This window comes from Paenibacillus sp. WLX2291 (assembly GCF_046603665.1).
In the GTDB taxonomy this organism is placed as follows: Bacteria; Bacillota; Bacilli; order Paenibacillales; family Paenibacillaceae; genus Saccharibacillus.
This window is the reverse complement of the sequence record NZ_CP176755.1, coordinates 1917673-1934976: the sequence shown is the minus strand read 5'-3', so window position 1 is coordinate 1934976 and position 17304 is coordinate 1917673. Positions and strand designations below refer to the sequence as shown.

The window sequence follows — 17304 nt, the reverse complement described above, 5'->3', positions numbered from 1 at the left end:
GAACAATCCAGTGGCAGTCTCCACGATTACATAACAAAAAGCCGAAAAATGTTCACATGCAACATTTTTCGACTTACATTGAAATATACGCAATCCAGTCAGCGATAATACTCGTATAAGAACATGTGTCTGTTCAAGCAGTCAGATTTTATTCTAGTAACGATTAGAGCTTATCCTTGCAATAGAGCGTATCTTTCCAAGCCCTTGCTAATTCCATTTGGAAGGATACGCATATTTATAGATCACGTTTATCTGCCAGCGCGTAATACTTCAATCGTTCCACTATTGTAAGCAACGATGACCGCACTCGCCAGACCGATAAATAATCCGTTGTCTACGACGCCTGGAATATCATTCAACTGACGGTGCATACGCGCCGGATTCAGAATTTCTTTGAAATGACAATCCACCGTGTAGTTACCGTTGTCGGTAACAAACACTTCACCATCTTCGGTTTTACGTAGAACTGGCGTGCCGCCCAGACTTTCCAGCTTCTCAATTGTCCATTCGTGTGCAAAAGGAACAACTTCTACCGGCAGTGGAAATGTACCTAACCGTTGCACAACTTTATTTTCGCCGACAACGATCATTACTTGGCGACTGCGTGCAGCGACAATCTTCTCTCGCAGTAAGGCACCACCGCCACCTTTGATCAGGTTCAGATCAGGGTCCACTTCATCTGCGCCATCAATGGTCAGATCAATCATGCCAGCTTCGGCAAAAGGCACAATGGGAATGGAACACTCGCGTGCTAATTTTTCCGATTCCATCGATGTAGCAACTGCTCGGATCGTCAGTCCTTGTTGTACGCGTTCTCCCAATTTACGAATAGCATAAACCGCTGTAGATCCCGTTCCCAATCCTACTGTCATTCCATCTTCTACCCAGTCTACCGCTTTTTCAGCAGCCAGCTGTTTGATATTCATAGCTTTCGTTCACTCCATCATCCAGATTTTTGCCGGTTTCTCCACTCTTATGATGCGTTACGCTTTCATAAATGGAGAAGTACCACAAACGTTAACCACCTATTACTCAAACTTTACTTTGCCCAAATACATGTTCAATTTATCATCATCCATAGATTTCATGATTCAATTGAACTATACTGAAACTGGCGAATATACGCAGTTACACATCCTATCCATTCCCACATTAAAGGAGTCAACGCTATGCGAACTGAAAATCAGATCAAGGCGAAGCTACACAAATTGAATGCCCAACAAACGAATCTCCGAACAAGACTCTCCACCCTCACACCAGAAGCAGCTGCATACACAGCTCTGAACGAACAACTTGTCCGTCTGGAAGACATGTGTCTCATGCTGGAATGGGTACTGGACCAGCCTCAGGGCAATTATCATGCCTGAATAACGTCTATACCCCATTTTATCCCAACCATTTGAGAAATACAAAGGTAATCAACGCACAAGTGTAATTGCAATATTCGACATGATCCCACAGAAAAAATTATTTAAGATGTTGTTTCAACATTCTTTATACAGGGTATAAGCTAATAGTCTTATAGAACTAGTTTAAAAGACTCAGCTTCATCTCCTGATAATTTTTTTATAACGCTATAACATAATACCTTACAATTTCCGACATATTAAGTTATGTGCAGCCGAGTGAAATTGAATTTTTTACTAGGTTAAGGCAAAAATTGGTTCCGATGTTTAATTGTTACTTTTGCCTCATACCGAATAAATGATTCTAAATACCTAATTTACTGAGGTGTGCAAAATGTCGGGGATGGTAAACCGATTGTCTATAATGGCAGTCGAATTGCCATAGCGTCGAACGAATTGTATTTATCAATTAGATTACAGGAGTGAAGTTCATTGAAAAAACTAGGCAAACTGTCCTTCTTTGCAAAAAACCTGATCATCTCGGCAATGAGTATTATTCTGATCGGTGTTATTTTGCTTGTCAGCAGCTACTTTACCCAGAAAACGATTTTGATTGACCAGCTTCACGGACAGATCCAAGCGGTTACGGATACTTTTGCTCAGGGCATTACTACCCAGCAAGTTCAACAAGCAATGGCTGAAAAAAGCTATGAAGGTCCAGTACAAAGCGAATTACGTGCATATCTTGATAATGTAAACAAATACAATCCGAATATCGCACAAGCTTATGTATTTGGTACCGAGCTTGAGAATGGCAACGGCACACAGCTGGTTGCGGTTCCAACCAAACTGATGGAAGCTCTCAAAGAAGGCAAGGTCAATATCGGCGACATGTACGAACAGCCGCAAACGATCGTTGAAGGTGTTCAGGAAATGCTGAAAACCGGACAGACTACATTTACCAGCTTCTATAGTGACGATTTTGGACTGTGGACTACAATCCTTTATCCGATCAAAGACTCCAATGGTAAAATCTTTGCCTACTTCGGTGTTGACGCCGATGCGAGCGCAATTCCGGACGGTTTGCATGAATTGCTTCTTCGCGGAATCACTATCATGGTTATCTTCCTTGTCCTGATCTTTATCGTCCAGTTCTTCATTGTTCGCCGCACACTCTCTCCGATTCGTGAATTGATTCGCGGGATTGAAGAGGTTAGCAAAGGAAATCTGGATACTCATATCAAAACAGGTAAAGACGATCTCGGTATTATCAACCAGAAATTCAACGAAATGGTTGCGAAAATGAACAGCGTTATCGTCAACGTTCAATCCGCTTCCAAACAAGTGACCGAATCTGCCAAAATGCTGATGGATAGTGCTTCCGACCATAGCAGCCGCTCCATGACACTTGCTAACAGTGTACAAGACATCGCGGATGGCATGAAATATCAGGAAGCCGCTACTGAGGAAACAGCCAAATCGATGAGTGAAGTATCGACAGTCATCAATACGATTGCCAAAAACTCCTCTACCGTTTCGGATGAAGCCTATGCGATGGAACAGAAATCCGCGCAAGGTAATCAAATTGTATCCAAAGTAACAGACCAGATGGCATTGATCTCCGATTCCGTACATGAAACTGCCAAAGCAGTCGAACTGCTGGAAAGCCGTTCACAGGAGATCGGTAACATTCTGGGCATCATTACAGGAATCTCCGGTCAAACCAACCTGTTAGCATTGAACGCTTCTATCGAAGCTGCACGTGTTGGCGAGCATGGCAAAGGTTTTGCAGTTGTAGCTGGTGAAGTTCGCAAACTGGCAGAACAATCTGCCGATTCAGCAAATCAAATCAGCACATTGATCGCTGAAATTCAATCCGAGATTCAAAATGCCGTAACATCGATGAAAAAAGGTACGCTGGAAGTGGAGCATGGAATGTCCATCGCGGATCAAACCGGCTTGCTGTTTGCCGATATTCACAATGCAACCAAAAAAGTAACCGAGCAGATTCAAGATATCTCTAGTGCGACTCAACAAATCTCTGCTGGTACAGAAGAGATGACCGCAACTGCGGATAGCCTGAAAACAACGGCAGCAACTGCCGCTGCTAATAGTGCCAAAGTATCTGAAAACCTGGAAGGTCAAAAAGCAACCGTTATTTCAACTTCGGATGCTGCCAACCAGCTTTCCACAATGGCTGAACAGCTCCAAGAATTGATCTCCCATTTCCACGTACGCAAAGTTGATTGATATAGAATTCATCTAATATTCAAATTCATCTGATATTTTCTGGTAATCGGGAGAACAAATGATTTCTGCCTATATAGAATCATTTGCTCTCCCCCGATTTCCGGGAAAATGCGGTACTCTCATAACTTATACTGAAAAGTCTTGTAAACAACGCAACTCTCTTTTCAACTGTGCTCAGACATTAAACAGTTTTACAACTTCAATTTTAAGGAGAGATCATTATGCCCCTATCTGAAAATAGCCGTCCGTCCCATGTTCCTCTACAGCTGCCTGCCTTGCAGATTCCGCTAGATCATGCTCGCAAACATCAGAAGGGTACATTTGCTATTCATCGCTTTGATCTTGGTCCCGTAATTGCCGGTTATGTGAATACACTGCAACCGGGCTTGCAACAGCAAAGTGTTTTGCTTGCTGCCTATCTTGGCTGGATGTATCGTCTATCAGGCGAATATGAAACTGCCGCTCTCTTCGCTTCAGCAAAAGGGATGATTCCCGTCTATGCTTCGTTTGAAGAACAATCTTCGTTTGAAAGTACTGTTCAACATGTATATACACAGCTGTCTCAAGCTCAAACCGGTCAGCGTGTACAGAGTGATACCGTATTCAGCTTTGGACAAACGATTCCTGCACAACCCGGACAGATTATTAACTGGGCAATCGTGCCTCATCAATCTTCTTTAACTATGGTTGTAGAATACAACGATTCTCTGTTTAAACCTTTAACGATTGCACGTTTCTCTGCTTATTACATTCGCCTGCTAGAAGGGTTACTTACGCATCCTGAATTGCCCGCAGGCGCGATTGATATTCTAAACGCCGAAGATGAAGTGCTATACAATGCACTTAACCATACAGCTGCACCTTACAACACTGAATTAACGTTCCATGGCGCATTTGAGCAAGCAGCGAGTCAATACCCGGATCGCGATGCTATTAGCTACCGCAGCACTACACTGACTTACCGTCAATTGAATGAACAATCCAACCAGATCGCTCATCTGCTGCTGAACAAAGGCTTGAAACGCGGCGAATTTGTAACAATGTTTCTGGATCGCAGCTTGCATAGTGTTATCACGCTGCTCGGTATTATGAAAGCTGGCGGTGTATATGTACCTGTTGATCCTGCGCATCCAGATGATCGTAATCACTATATCGTTCAGGATACACGGTCTGCTTTCGTTATCACCCAATCCGAGCATTATCACAAAGTACATGAACTGACTGCCGGTATCTCCACTCTTCGCGGTGTCATCTCTATTGAATCGATTCGTTCCGATGCTCCTGCGAACCTGTTAATCAATCCACAATCCAATGCAGGTCCTGACGATCTGGCATACGTCATTTATACTTCCGGTTCTACTGGTAAGCCAAAAGGTACATTAATCGCTCATGGCGGTGTCGTTAACCTTGGACAAATTTTGAAGGAACAATTCGATATTGTGCCACAGGATATTATGGCACAGTTCGCCAGCTACAGCTTTGACGGCTCCGTCTGGGATACGATTGCTCCACTGTTCCACGGTGCACATATGTATATGCTGGATGCGGATGAGCGTGTATCGATTGAAGAATTTGCCGTAGCGATTGAACGTACGCGCACAACAATCATTACTGCACTACCAACCGTATTCTTCAATCAGCTGTCCGCTTACTTATCACCGGAAGGCTACGCACGTCTGTACAGCTTGCGTCTGCTGGCTGTAGCTGGTGAAGCACTCTATGGCGAACGTGTACGTGCTTTCCAACAAAATGTCGGTAAACCGGTTCATGTTGTCAATGCGTATGGTCCAACAGAATGCACGGTGTGCGCTACTATGCACAAAATTACAGAACCACTGGCTGAACATGTCGTTAACGTTCCGATCGGTCGTCCGATTCATAACTACGAAATCTTTATTCTGAATGACCAGCTGATGTTATGCCCAGTTGGCGTACCTGGTGAAATGTACATTTCTACAGTGGGTATTGCTAAAGGCTATTTAAATCAACAGGATAAAACAGATGCTGCCTTTATTCCCCATCCTCATGTGGAAGGTGCCAAGCTATACCGCTCTGGTGATCTGGCGAAATTGCTGTCTGATGGTACGATTGAATATGTGGGACGTCGCGATTCCCAGATCAAGATCAGAGGTCATCGTATTGAAATCGGTGAGATCGAAGATAATCTGAACAAATACGAAGACATTCAAGACGCTGTAGTTGTCGCCAAAAAAGATGCGTCCAATCAAAATATGCTTGTCGCCTACTTTACAACGCAGGACGGTAGCAAATTATCTCCAGCAGCAATCAAACAATTTTTAGCTGATCGCCTGCCATCCTATTTTGTACCGAAATTTGTATGTCAGCTGGATGCGATCCCAATCTCACCAACTGGTAAAGCGGAACGGAAACGGCTGATCGACTATCCAAACACCGAGTTGGCTGAACAACCAGCAGGTTATGTAGCCCCACAAACGGAAACCGAACAACGCATTGCCGATGCATGGTCAGAAGTTCTCAATCGTCAGCATATTGGTATTCAAGATGATTTCTTTGCGATCGGTGGCGATTCGCTACATGTTATTCACGTATTAACTTTGCTCAAACCATACTATCCTGCTCTGAAAATTGCCGACTTCTTTGATTACAAAACGATTGCTGCGCTGGCAACTAGAGCTGAACTTCCAGGTGGTGGACAAGCAGAATTGCTGCCATTTACTCCATCGGGTGAATTGATCGATCTGGTGGAATACCCGGAACAGGTCGCAACCTTTGCCCCAGATACGTTGCTTCCTGCTACTCATGTGTTGCTGACAGGTGCAACAGGCTACCTCGGCTCTTATCTGCTGTATGAATTGTTACATCGCAGTGAGGCACATGTGTATGCTCTAGTACGTAAATCTGGTAATGCTAGCAGTATGGATCGACTCAAAGCAACAATGGAGCTGTATTTTGGACGTAGCATCTTAACTGGCTTTGACGAACGCGTCACGGTAATTGAAGGCAATCTAGACCAGCCACGTATCGGCTTGAGTGAACATGATTATAATCTGCTGAATGAGCGGATCGACTCCATTATGCACAGCGCCGCAGATGTTCGTCATTTTGGCGATAGTGATCATTTCCGCAAAACGAATATTCAATCTACTAGCGAATTGCTGAAACTAGCAAGCATTCGCAAAGGCATTCGTTTCCATCATATTTCTACCATGGGTATTCCAGAAGATCTATCACTGGAAGGTAAATGGCAGCAAGTGAAACAAACTGGTATTTTGCCAGATGATCTGTATGCTGAGAATGTGTATACGAATAGTAAACTGGAAGCTGAGAAACTGGTGCTGCAAGCAGCAGAGCAAGGCATTCCGGTGAACATTTACCGGGCAGGCAATCTGTCTAGCCATTCCTTTACAGGTAGCTTCCAACGTAATATCGACAGCAATGCGATGTATCGGATGATCAAAGCTATGCTGCTGCTTGGTAAAGCTCCTTCCGTAGAGCAATGGATGGACTTTACACCGATTGATTATGCAGGACGTTCCATTGTCCATCTGGCACTTCAACCGGACACTGCCGGACAGATCTTCCATATTTGCAATCCGCAACAGGTTCCTTATTCGCAGCTGATTGACATTATCAATGCTGCCGGTTATCCGGTAGAACTGATGCGCCCGGAAGCATATAGCAACTGGTTACTGGATGCATCAATCGACAAATCGACTGAAGCACTTCAACTGGCAATGGCTCAGCTGGAAGGTGACGGTGCACGTAACTCACCATATCGTCTGGCAAATCCACTGACACACGCTATTCTGGAAAAAGCCGACATTCAATGCACGCCAACCGATCTGGCATTTATTAACGCGATGCTCACATATGCTGCCGGAATTGGCTATTTCCCTGCTCCTATTCCGGTCGAGCCTCAAACGAAAACAGAGCGCGATACGACGCCTGTAATCAACCAGATGCCATCCAATCTGTAAATGTAAATTCTTACTCTCATATTCATATCGTTTACGATGACACCAAAACGCCTCTGATTCGCAAAATCAGAGGCGTTTCTATTCATTTGCAATATAAGATGGTGATTATTATAAAACTCATTTACAATATAATTACAATGCTATACACAAAATAGGATGTGTAGTCGATATATACTACATAATACGACAAAAAAATACATTTTATAATAAATATTGATTTTTTTGTCGAAAAAAGTTATAATTTATCAATAAAAGGTGTTTTAAACTATCTAAAATGGTTAATTAGTTATAAGACTTATTACCCACAACTAAGGAGTAATTGAACCGATGAGCATACTTACTAAACTAAACTCGTGGAAAACCGCCACTTTATCAGCAGTCATTGCACTGCCCCTTTTAACAGCTATTGTTATTCCAATGACAACTCAATCTGCTACTGCTGAAGCTTCCCAGCGCTATCTGGTTCAATACTCTACCAGTCAAGCCAAGCAAGTTCTTACAGCTGCCGCTGGTACAGAAAATACACGTTTCTTCGACAATCTGAATATGGCAGCTGCCGATCTGACAGCTAGTGAAAAAGAACAGCTGTCCCATACAGCAGGCATCACTCGCATTGATAATAACGAAAATTATCAAGGTGCAGCACAAGCATTTGCAGCCAACGTCAAAGCGGTTACTGTCAAAGGTCAGGAGCAAGCATCTTGGGGATACGGTGCAGTCGATGCCAAGCTCGCTCTTGATAAAAATTATACAGGTAAAGGTGTAAAAGTTGCGATTCTGGATACCGGCATCTCCGCTCACTCCGATCTGAAAATCGCCGGTGGTGTATCGCTTGTAAAATACACTTCTTCCTACACCGACGATAACGGTCACGGTACATTCGTAGCTGGCGTCATCGGCGCACAGGACAATGGCAAAGGATTGATTGGCGAAGCACCAGATGCAAGCATCTACGCTGTCAAAATCCTTGATACTCAAGGTAACGGCTCCACAGAAGACCTTGCCAGTGGTATCAACTGGGCAATCCAGAACAAAATGGATATCGTAAATATGTCCATTGCGTTCCCGCAAGACTCTCCAGTCGTTGAGCAAATGCTGCAAACGGCGCATGATCAAGGAATTCTGCTGATCGCAGCTGCTGGCAACAAAGGAACTGCTGATACAACACAAGATACAATCGAGTTTCCAGCTAAGTCCAGCTATGTCATGGCAGTTACTGCTGTAGATGACAATCTGGAGCGTGCCAGCTTCTCCGCTACGGGTGCCGAAGCCGATGTCGCTGCACCAGGCGCTAACATCGTGAGCACCTCTACTAACGGTCGCTATGAGCTGCGTGATGGCACTTCGGTAGCAGCACCATTTGTAGCTGGTCTGGCAGCAACTTTGAAACAAGCGTATCCACAATTAACTAACGACCAGCTTCGTCATCTGATTGAAGTGAACAGTATCGATCTTGGTACAGCAGGACGCGATGACCTGTACGGTTACGGTATGGTCAGCTTCCAGCACGTATTCGATCCAGGTGCAGCTTCTCGTTAATCACATAAACGGCAGCACACAAAAGACGCCTTGTACACGTTCATTACGAATGTGCAAGGCGTCTTTTTTATGTGAACTGATATGCGATTGAATACAGAATCCATAGGAGCATTTAATTTATGACTTCCAACCCAAATGTACAATGATTTGTTGCACGCAGTATCGGTTCCATCTTCTGTTATCTCTGGACGGTCACTCATTCTTGACCAGCGATCAGCACTAGTCTTCCGTTTAAATCTCACTTACCGACACGCTGCGACGCATCCATTGTAGTTCATTATCCATAATAACGTAATCGGTCCAGTTGAGATCCTCGTTCACCCAGCGATCATAATCACGAATTTGGCGATACAATCGCTCTAGACTCAGCTCAGACGGTGAGGTCATCAATGTTTGCATAACTGGCAGCAATTGATCTGGCTTTTTGCGGGCATGCTCCAGCATATGTATCAGCGACTTGTGTCCCGGATACAGCATCTCATTGTGAGAGAGAATCAATCGTCCACTGAACAGAATCATATTCATGACGGACTGATGCAGCAAGTAATGCTCGTTACTTTGCAGCGCCTTACGACACTCTTGATACCACGCTTCAAATTGAGCGTAAAACCGATTAATATTCGCCTGCTTCTGATGCAGTGGAAATTCCGTAATCTCGTTGATCATACTGCGCAATTCCGGCAGATGAGAGAAAACGATCACCGCTCCCATAAAGGTAAACCTTGCCGGTTCGCTACCGAAGCGCGATACCTTCTCCATATAGCCAGGCGAAATATATTTACCGTTAATGCCTCCACCATATAGTCCCTTCTCGGTCATACCTACTGCTTTATAATGTAGGCATCCGCTTTGCAGACGCTCCTCAAATTCTTCATCTGAAACGACAATCATGACATCCAGCTCCGCCTCAGCTGCTGGTTCGCCGATCCCTTCCTGTCCTGTAAGCAGCAGGGCAAATACGGAAGGATCATGTTGCAAATGCTCGCTCAATTGCGACAGTTGCTCTGAAAAGATACTCATCAAAATCCTCCTTCAATACCGGCATTATTTAATTGATAATGAGAACCATTATCAATTAGTGTATTCATTGTATAGCAGGATTTGAACTTTGGCAATAGATTGTGAGCAGATTGTGTCTTTTTTATCGCAAATTTGTCGGAATGGCGTCCCATATTTGTAACAAAGACAGCAAAAACACCTCCAAGACTATCTCCTCTTCTTACGCAAAGGATTCAAGTACTTGCAGGTGTTTGGATGCGTCTTCGGTCATAACATGTGTGTGCATGACGTCCGGCGCTGGTCTTCGTTGTTGATTCTATTCAGTTCCATGCTTGATTGCAAATCAGACGTTCATCAAGCTTTTGGATGAATCATTTTGGCTGGAACCACATATTCGTCGAATTGCTCCTCCGTCAGCAGACCGCTTTGCAGTGTTGCTTCACGCAAGGATAGCCCTTCTTTATGTGCATGCTTGGCGATTTTAGCAGCATTTTCGTAACCGATGTACGGGTTAAGCGCTGTAACCAGCATGAGTGAATTGTCGAGGTTATACTGGATTTTGTCCACATTGGCTTCGATCCCAACCGCACAATGCTCATTGAACGATAGAATGGAATCAGTGAGTAGACGAACCGATTGCAGGAAATTGTAAATGATAACCGGCTTGAATACGTTCAGTTCAAAGTTACCCTGACTGGCAGCAAAACCAATAGTCGCGTCATTCCCCATCACCTGTGTGACAACCATCGTCATCGCTTCGGATTGAGTCGGGTTTACTTTGCCCGGCATAATGGAGCTACCCGGCTCATTAGCTGGAATTGTCAGTTCGCCCAGACCACTACGCGGACCACTTGCGAGCCAGCGTACATCGTTGGCGATCTTCATCAGATCGGCAGCAAGTGCTTTTAGCGCGCCATGTGCATAGACCACTTCGTCATGACTAGTCAGCGCATGGAATTTGTTCGGTGCAGAGCTGAACATTTTGCCAGTCAGACCAGCGATATTTTCCGCAACCAGACGACCGAAGTCTGGATGTGCATTGATGCCTGTACCTACAGCTGTACCGCCGATTGCCAGTTCTTTCATTTCGCTTACGCTGCTCAGAATCATACGGCTTGATTTGTGCAGCATCGTTTCCCAGCCGCTAATTTCCTGACCGAGCGTTAATGGCGTTGCATCTTGCAGATGCGTACGACCGATTTTGATCAGATCCATAAATTCTTTGGATTTCGCCATCAGTGTTTCCTGCAATACAGTGATTGCAGGCAGCAGATCATTCTCTACTGCGAGTACACCGGCAACATGCAGCGCTGTAGGGAACGTATCATTGGAGCTTTGCGACATGTTCACATCGTCATTCGGATGCAGACGGTCGCTTTTTCCATCCTGCTCCAGCAATTGATTGCCACGATGTGCAATGACTTCGTTCACGTTCATGTTCGACTGGGTGCCGCTACCGGTTTGCCATACAACGAGTGGGAAATGCTCATCCCATTGACCGTCCAAAATCTCATCAGCTGCTGTAACAATCGCTTGCGTTTTGTCAGCAGACAGCTTGCCCAATTGTTCATTCGCCAGAGCAGCACTTTTTTTCAGCATAGCAAATGCATAAATGACTTCAATCGGCATTTTTTCGCCACCGATTTTGAAATTTTCTTTACTGCGCTGTGTTTGTGCGCCCCACAACTTATCGGCTGGAACGTTAATTTCACCAATTGTATCTTTCTCTACACGGTATTCCACTGAAAAATCCTCCTTTAGGATGAAATGATCGTTTGTATTTACCCTGTTCATTAGCGTGATTCAACCTTTATAATTGTAACGCTTACATTGACCAAAATCTACCTGTTTTATGCAAAATTGACCTATCTTGATCAGGAGATCAATGCTTACTCCGGCACACACCAATCTACCGGGTCCAAGCCATGCGATTGCAAAAATTCATTTGCTTGCGAAAACGGCTTGCTGCCAAAGAAGCCACGATGTGCCGAGAGCGGACTTGGATGCGGCGATTTGATAATGCAATGTTTGCGAGTATCGATATTCGCTCCTTTGCGCTGCGCATGACTGCCCCAGAGAATGAATACCGCCGGTGTTTCACGCTGATTAACCGCTTCAATCACCTGATCGGTAAATGTCTCCCATCCTTTGTTCTGGTGCGAAGCAGCCTGCGCCCGTCGTACGGTTAGTACGGCATTGAGCAGCAATACTCCCTGCTCTGCCCAGTGGATCAAGGAACCGTGCGACGGCACCTGACAGCCCACATCGTCACGTAACTCCTGATAAATATTATGTAACGACGGCGGAATATCTACACCCGGTTTTACCGAGAAGCTCAGCCCATGCGCCTGTCCAGGTCCATGATACGGATCTTGACCGAGAATAACGACCCTCGTGCCTTCCAGCGGCGTATAATGTAGCGCATTATAGATATCGAACATATCTGGATAAACGGTCGTAGAACGGTACTCCTGAGCCAGAAAACGACGCAGCTCCTGATAGTATGGCTTCTCCAGTTCCGACTCCAACACGTCTGCCCAATCATTATGGAAAATCTTGCTCATGCTCTCCACCCCTTTCCTTGTTGTGCTTCTCTTATTTATTATGAAAAAGAACATCTCTTCTGTCAAAAAGCAGTGCCTACTATCTGGAAATACACACACAACTATCTTACAAATCATATATCAAACAAGCTTTGGTATATCCATATCGCCAACACAAAGAAAAGAGCTAGTCCATTTCACCTGTGAACCAGCTCTTTGCTAACTATATCTATGCAATGATTGAGATTATAAACGGGATTTCAAGAAGCTATCCATGAACGTTTTGAAATCATGGCTGACGCTGTTTAGCTTTTCAACCAGCGTGCTAAATTCATTCACCAGTTGTGCCTGCTCACTGGATGAAGTAGCAATCGCCGAGATTTCTTTTTCCATCTGTAAAATGGACTGCTGTACGCTACCAAGGGAACTCTCGATATTCTGAGTTGCATTTTTGGTATCGACAGACAGTTTGCGCACTTCAGAAGCAACAACACCAAAACCCGCACCTGCTTCGCCCACACGCGCAGCCTCAATGGCAGCGTTCAACCCGAGCAGATTCGTTTGTTCCGAGATTTCGCGGATAAAACCAGTCACCTGATTGACCTCTTTGGAGTTTTCTACTGCTTTACTCGTATTGCTTTGAATTTCCGCAGTGGTAGCAGACATTTGCTGAGATTGGGCTGCCAGCAATTGTACCATATCACTAAGCTGGTTACTGATACTTTCGATATCAATCGTTACATTGCTCATAAAATCGTTATGCTGCAACGTATAGGCTGAAGCGATCGCACCTACAATATTGCCATGCTTGTCTTTGAGCGGCACGGACGTAGCATCCAGTTCAAAGCCATACGCGGAAGCAGGAACACGAGTGACACTGACCACACCATTTTTGAGTGCATTATTCAGGTTCGGATCATCGGAAGCGATTGGCGTACCTGGGCGCAAACCAAGATCCAGTTGCTTGGCAGGTTTGTAATATTTGAATTCTTTTAAATCAGTGACGCCTAACATCAGATCTTCGCCAACGACGTGCTCAAAATACTTCATACACTCGATAACCATATCTACAACATTTACATCCTGTATAGCGGGATTGATTTCTGAACTTCTAAAACCTTTTGTCATGTGTGATCACTCCTGTAGATGTCAAACTTCAATATAAACCTACTCATTATTTCGACAAATTTTGATGCTTTGTGAATAGCTTAGCTCTTAAAATATGGAAATTTATATTTTCTGCAATTGTATCGCAAACAAAACTCATACAAGATAGAATGCACGTCATCATTATGGTTAACAGATCAGCTTGTGCAATGTAAATTTACGATCCATTTATAACATCTCAAAAATATTTTTTGTTTTTTTGAAAGACTCATTTTGACATTCATAATCCGTTTTTTATACCATATCTAGTTCTACACTCTATCTCAAAATCAACATCTTGATGTGGGTTTATGTATGGTTCATTGTAAAGTACAGGTCAAACCTTGCCGCCCCCATTGTATGTACCTTTGAATTGTGGTAAAAACTAAGTATAAGCATTATTTTTAAAGCAATTTGTACGCACAAATAAACATACGGATGAAGGTGCAGATGTGGGTGGTATTGGGTAATATACACATAGGCATATCCAACCCGTGCAGTGGATTGTGTAGTTGGCAAATTGCCATATGTTTAAAACCATACCAAATGATATATATTATCGAGGAGGAACAGAGAAATGAAATTTTTCTTGGATACAGGTAACATTGAAGAGATTAAACGTATTGCCCGCCTGGGCATTGTGGATGGTGTAACAACCAACCCTTCCCTGATCGCCAAAGAAGGTCGTATTTTCAAAGATGTTATCGATGAAATCTGCCAAATTATTGACGGTCCTGTTAGTGCCGAAGTTGTCAGCCTCGATGCAGAAGGCATGCTGAAAGAAGCACACGAAATCGCAAAATGGGCACCAAACGTTGTAATCAAGCTGCCTATGACCGAAGAAGGTCTGTATGCTTGTAACCAACTGTCCAAAGAAGGTATCAAAACCAACGTAACGCTGATCTTCACACCTGCACAAGGTCTGATGGCTGCTAAAGCTGGTGCTACTTTCATTAGCCCATTCGTTGGTCGTCTGGATGATATCGGTATCGACGGTATGCAACTGATCCGCGATCTGCGTCAAATCTTGGACACTTATGGTCTGAAATCCGAGATCATCGCAGCAAGTATCCGTAACCTGGAGCACGTAAGAGAAGCAGCACTGGCTGGTGCACATATCTCTACGATCCCTGGTACACTGGTTCCTACACTGTGGAAACACCCACTGACAGATAGCGGTATCGAGCGCTTCCTGAAAGACTGGGAAACTGTTCCACAAGCCAAAGAACAAGTAAAAGAAGAAGCTGGCTCCAAGTAAGCCGCTTTGTGAATCATCAGCATCTTATGAAACCACACACACGACGGGAATCTCACGATTCCCGTTTTTTTATTGAATATTTTAGTTGTTTTAATTATAATTGCATTAACATCTATTTTTATGAACGGTACACATATGGATGAATATATAGGTATAGAGGAGAACCACATATGAATCATACACATACCGAATTGAATTCAATCGGCTTTTTACTCGGTAGTACGTATCGCAAAGTGAGCAACGCATTTGCCGCGCGATTGAAGGAATACGATATTACGCCAGAGCAATGGAGTATTCTGTATCATCTATGTATGCATGAAGGGATTAATCAGAAGGAGCTTGCCGCCCATGCGTTCAAAGATCAGCCAACTACAGCACGCATTCTCGATGTGCTGCACCGCAAGCAATTCATTTACAAAGAAATGGATCCACAGGATCGGCGTGCCTTTCTCGTTTACCCGAACGAGGCTGGACGGACGGTAATGGAAAAAGTACACCAAATCGAGACGCAACATAATGAGGAATTGGCTGCGCTAATGACGCCAGAGCAAATGCAGCAGTTAAGCAGATTGCTACGCGAATTACGCTCCAAGCTGGATGAATAAACGATATATCGACACAGATGTACGGACATATTGATATGTTGTATGACGTAACAAAACCGACATAACACAATCAATCGGAAACAAAGATAGAGAAATGGAGAATGCCTGTTATGGAACAAACGAAAAACGATATGATTTCCCCGCAAGCTGTTGGACAGTCTGATGACAAGCCTGCTTCAAAGTTATGGACGGGGGAATTTCTAGTATTAACGGCGTGCAATCTGCTCGTCTTCTTGAATTTGCATATGATTCTGTCTTCACTACCGCTGTATATGCGGTCACACTTTCATGCGGGTGACTTTTATGTGAGTCTCTGTACTAGCCTGATGGCACTATCGGCGATTGTCGCTCGGCTGTTCTCAGCGCGTGCGTTAGAGTTAGGTAAGCGCAATGTGATTTTGTTTGGTGGTTTGGCAATTGCGCTATTTGGTACAGTTGGGTATTATTTCAGTGCTACGATTGTTGCGCTATTAGTGATGCGGGTTATTTTCGGGTTTGGGTTCGGGATGTATAGTACAACCTTCCCGACGATGGCTTCGGATATTATTCCGCGTAACCGGATGGGTGAAGGAATGGGTTACTTTGGTCTCTCCACTACGATCTCCATGTCGATTGGTCCAATGATCGGGATGTGGGTAGAGAAGCAGTACGGCTTCACGCCGCTGGTTGTGATCGGCTCGATCTTCATTCTGATCCTCTTCCCTCTCGCCTATCGTCTGATCAGCAGTAAGAAACGGAAGCAGGCAGTACAGCAAGAACAAGCGCATAGTGCAAACGCAATGAGTGTACCTACGCAGCAGAATGCTGTACAATCGTTGCAAACTGATGTTGCGACAACTACTTCATCAGATGCAGCACGCAAGCCGTCTACTTTTGAGAAAAAACTGCTATTACCAAGTTTGCTCAATTTCCTGATGTCGATCACATATGGTGGTCTGGTCAGCTTTATTGCGTTGTTTGGCAGTGAAGCGCATATCGCTAATCCGGGTTACTTTTTCCTGTTTAATGCGCTGGCGGTTATTCTGATCCGTCCATTTTCCGGCAAACTGTATGATCGGTTTGGTCCCAAAGCATTGCTGATTCCCGGTGCGGTATTGTTGATCGCTGGACTATTACTGCTGTCTCTCGCCCACTCTACACTCGGTCTGTTCGGTGCAGCGCTCTGTTATGGGCTTGGCTGGGGAGCATTGCAGCCAACGATGCAAACATGGATGATTCAGGTCGTTAATCCGCATCAGCGCGGGATGGCAAACGGCATGTTCCTCAACTCCCTTGACCTCGGTGTTGCGCTAGGTGCAATGATTCTCGGAACGATTGCCAGTGCAACTAGCTATACATCGATGTATCAGTATTCGGTCGTATTTGTTGCGCTGTATATCGTGATCGGCGCGATCTATATGGTAAAAGCGAAAAAGACACCTGCACAAAGTCAGTCTGTTCATATTAAAGTAGACTAATATGAATACGATGTGAGTCGGTGAGATAGTAGTGGATGAGATAGTAGTGGATGAGATAGTAGTTGATACGATGTAATTCGATGATAAGAAGCAAGAGATTCCATAATAACCAACCAAGCCCGTTTTCCCTGCATAGATTGAAGGGAAAACGGGCTTGGTTTTATTTTGGCATGAGATAACGTTCTAGCTCCGTAACATACGT

12 protein-coding genes are annotated in these 17304 nt (G+C 44.3%); 7 read left to right on the top strand and 5 right to left on the bottom strand.

Annotated elements, in window-relative coordinates; genetic code table 11:
* Positions 1 to 248: 248 nt before the first annotated feature.
* Positions 249 to 926, bottom strand: a complete 678-nt coding sequence (gene rpiA / locus ACDE64_RS08350) for a ribose-5-phosphate isomerase RpiA (RefSeq protein WP_411346017.1) — start codon at positions 924 to 926, stop codon at positions 249 to 251.
* A gap of 243 nt (positions 927 to 1169) precedes the next feature.
* Between rpiA and ACDE64_RS08345 the strand changes: the two genes are divergently transcribed.
* The 4 genes from ACDE64_RS08345 to ACDE64_RS08330 all read left to right on the top strand — a co-directional run bounded on the left by ACDE64_RS08345 (position 1170) and on the right by ACDE64_RS08330 (position 9094).
* Entirely contained in the window at positions 1170 to 1367 is a 198-nt protein-coding gene (locus ACDE64_RS08345) for a hypothetical protein (protein ID WP_411349666.1), read from the top strand.
* A 471-nt stretch (positions 1368 to 1838) separates the two neighbouring features.
* Entirely contained in the window at positions 1839 to 3596 is a 1758-nt protein-coding gene (locus tag ACDE64_RS08340; RefSeq protein WP_411346015.1) for a methyl-accepting chemotaxis protein, read from the top strand.
* 221 nt (positions 3597 to 3817) lie between these two features.
* A complete protein-coding gene (locus tag ACDE64_RS08335) occupies positions 3818 to 7555 on the top strand; it encodes an amino acid adenylation domain-containing protein (protein WP_411349665.1) in 3738 nt (1245 codons plus the stop codon).
* Between the two features lie 327 nt (positions 7556 to 7882).
* The gene (locus ACDE64_RS08330; protein ID WP_411349664.1) at positions 7883 to 9094 is read left to right on the top strand and encodes a S8 family peptidase; all 1212 of its coding nucleotides are present in this window, start codon (positions 7883 to 7885) and stop codon (positions 9092 to 9094) included.
* 231 nt (positions 9095 to 9325) lie between these two features.
* Here the strand turns inward: ACDE64_RS08330 and ACDE64_RS08325 are convergent, their stop codons facing one another.
* The 4 genes from ACDE64_RS08325 to ACDE64_RS08310 all read right to left on the bottom strand — a co-directional run bounded on the left by ACDE64_RS08325 (position 9326) and on the right by ACDE64_RS08310 (position 13764).
* Positions 9326 to 10114, bottom strand: a complete 789-nt coding sequence (locus ACDE64_RS08325) for a hypothetical protein (protein WP_411346012.1) — start codon at positions 10112 to 10114, stop codon at positions 9326 to 9328.
* A gap of 333 nt (positions 10115 to 10447) precedes the next feature.
* The gene (gene fumC / locus ACDE64_RS08320) at positions 10448 to 11836 is read right to left on the bottom strand and encodes a class II fumarate hydratase (protein WP_411349663.1); all 1389 of its coding nucleotides are present in this window, start codon (positions 11834 to 11836) and stop codon (positions 10448 to 10450) included.
* 146 nt (positions 11837 to 11982) lie between these two features.
* On the bottom strand, positions 11983 to 12657 hold the full coding sequence (locus tag ACDE64_RS08315; RefSeq protein ID WP_411346010.1) for a uracil-DNA glycosylase: 675 nt from the start codon (positions 12655 to 12657) through the stop codon (positions 11983 to 11985).
* A 225-nt stretch (positions 12658 to 12882) separates the two neighbouring features.
* Complete coding sequence (locus tag ACDE64_RS08310) at positions 12883 to 13764, bottom strand: methyl-accepting chemotaxis protein (RefSeq protein ID WP_411346009.1); 882 nt, start codon at positions 13762 to 13764, stop codon at positions 12883 to 12885.
* A gap of 595 nt (positions 13765 to 14359) precedes the next feature.
* Here ACDE64_RS08310 and fsa point away from each other — a divergent pair.
* The 3 genes from fsa (at position 14360) to ACDE64_RS08295 (ending at position 17102) form a co-directional block, all read left to right on the top strand.
* Entirely contained in the window at positions 14360 to 15040 is a 681-nt protein-coding gene (gene fsa, locus ACDE64_RS08305) for a fructose-6-phosphate aldolase (protein WP_411349662.1), read from the top strand.
* A 170-nt stretch (positions 15041 to 15210) separates the two neighbouring features.
* Positions 15211 to 15645, top strand: coding sequence for a MarR family winged helix-turn-helix transcriptional regulator (locus ACDE64_RS08300; protein ID WP_411349661.1), 435 nt, complete (start codon positions 15211 to 15213; stop codon positions 15643 to 15645).
* Positions 15646 to 15776: 131 nt separating this feature from the next.
* Entirely contained in the window at positions 15777 to 17102 is a 1326-nt protein-coding gene (locus tag ACDE64_RS08295; protein WP_411350253.1) for an MFS transporter, read from the top strand.
* Positions 17103 to 17304: the final 202 nt, after the last annotated feature.